This window comes from Pseudomonas sp. MD330_10 (assembly GCF_042610415.1).
Classification (GTDB): Bacteria; Pseudomonadota; Gammaproteobacteria; order Pseudomonadales; family Pseudomonadaceae; genus Aquipseudomonas; species Aquipseudomonas rhodesiae.
This window is the reverse complement of the sequence record NZ_JBHGZU010000040.1, coordinates 1-1459: the sequence shown is the minus strand read 5'-3', so window position 1 is coordinate 1459 and position 1459 is coordinate 1. Positions and strand designations below refer to the sequence as shown.

Sequence of the window (1459 nt, the reverse complement as noted above, 5' to 3'; positions counted from 1 at the left end):
TGAAGTGCGCCCCAAAAGTTGGACACCTATCCAACTCTTGGGGCTTTTTCATGAGCAAGTACACGACGCAGTTCAAGCTTTCCGCCATTACTGCTTTTCTTGAACGAGGCCGGGGTTTTCGCCGTATCGCCGCTCAATTTCAAATGGACCCCACCTTGCTTCGCCGTTGGGTGGAGGCTTACCGGCTGCACGGTGAGGCCAGCCTGAGCAGTGCCGGTGGGCGTTACAGCGCGCTGTTCAAGTTTTCCGTTCTGCAACGCATGTGGCGCGACTCCCTCTCCTTGCGCCGCGCAGCGGCGCTTTTCAACCTGGGTGACTCCACCCAAGTGGGCAGATGGCAGCAGCAGTATTACAGTGGCGGTATTGAAGCCCTGGCCTCAGGGAAAAAAGGACTGAATACCGCTATGCCAAAGCCACCTGCCAAACTGCGTAAATCTGCCGCCCCCCTTACAAAAGAGGAGCTTGCGCACAAAGCCTTGCTGGATGAACTTCAGTATTTGCGCATGGAGAACGCCTACCTAAAAAAGCTTGGGGAGTTAGGCGAGGCGGTGATCAGGCGGGAGAACGAAGCGAAGAAAAAGCTCGAATAGTCACTGAGCTGAGACAAGACTTTCCGCTGGCGGACCTGCTCAAACTGCTAGGGCTGGCGCGAAGCACGTACTACTACCAACTCAAGGTCATGGGCGTTGCGGACCGTTTCGTCTCAGTCAAAGCCTCGATCCAGAGCCTTCAGCAAGAGCATAAAGGGCGCCTGGGCTACCGCCGTATGACGCTGGAACTGCGTAAAGAAAGACTACAGATCAACGGTAAAACGGTACGACGATTGATGGGAGCGTTGGGGCTCAAATGCACGGTGCGACCCAAGAAATACAGAGCATATAAAGGGCCGATGGGAGAAATCTCACCCAATACCTTGGCTCGTCGGTTCGAAGCCGAGAAGCCGAATCAGAAATGGGTGACGGATGTCACCGAGTTCAAAGTGGCAGGTAAAAAGCTGTATTTGTCGCCGATCTTGGACTTATACAACGGAGAAATCGTGGCTTATCAGACCGCCATACGCCCCCAATATGCCCTGGTTGGCGACATGCTGGAGCGAGCGCTCGAGCGCCTGCCTGAGGGCGCTAAACCCATGCTGCACTCGGATCAAGGCTGGCACTATCGACACTCGAAGTATCGCGAGCGACTAGAACAGGCGGGGCTGGAACAAAGCATGTCACGCAAAGGAAACTGCTATGACAACGCCACGATGGAGAGCTTCTTCGGCACGTTGAAGTCAGAGTTTTACTACCGCGAAAGCTTCGACAACGAGGCTCAGTTGCAGGCTGGACTGGATCAATACATCCATTACTACAACCATAAGCGAATCAAAACGAAGCTTGGCGGACTGAGCCCTGTAGAGTACAGAGCCCGTTCCGCTGTAGCCTAGACAATTACTGTCCAACTTTTGGGGCGCACTTCA

Annotated in this window: 1 protein-coding gene; it reads left to right on the top strand. The window is 54.3% G+C overall.

Annotation, left to right across the window (positions count from 1 at the left end; translation table 11 throughout):
* Positions 1-50: 50 nt before the first annotated feature.
* Positions 51-1426, top strand: a protein-coding gene (locus ACFZPT_RS26505; RefSeq protein ID WP_232925778.1) for an IS3 family transposase whose coding sequence is annotated in 2 segments (ribosomal slippage) — positions 51-551 and positions 554-1426 — 1374 coding nt in all. Because the reading frame shifts where the segments join, the coding sequence is not laid out codon by codon here.
* Positions 1427-1459 lie beyond the last annotated feature (33 nt).